Origin of the sequence: Streptomyces sp. GbtcB6, assembly GCF_019091475.1 — a bacterium.
Taxonomy (GTDB): domain Bacteria; phylum Actinomycetota; class Actinomycetes; order Streptomycetales; family Streptomycetaceae; genus Streptomyces; species Streptomyces hyaluromycini.
The window spans coordinates 1-246 of sequence record NZ_JAGXJL010000390.1; the positions used below are offsets into that span (position 1 = coordinate 1).

The window sequence follows — 246 nt, forward strand, 5'->3', positions numbered from 1 at the left end:
GAGGCGTCCGGGCTCTCCCCGGGCTGCCCGCCGATGAGCGAGGCCGACTGGGCCGGGCTGGTCGAGGGCTGGTCCCCCGGGCACGTCGACAGGAGACTGCGGCAGGTCACCTGGTCCGAGCACGACGAACACCGCGACTACATCAAGGGGTTGCTGGGGACAGTGACGGTCTCCACGATCCGCCAGCGGCTGCGGGACGAGCACAGACCGAAGGTGTCGATCTCCTCGTTCCACCGCTGGGTGCAC

At 69.9% G+C, this 246-nt stretch carries 1 pseudogene; it reads left to right on the plus strand.

Annotated elements, in window-relative coordinates:
* Positions 1 to 246, plus strand: a pseudogene (locus KVT45_RS55480) (IS21 family transposase); the annotation flags it as partial.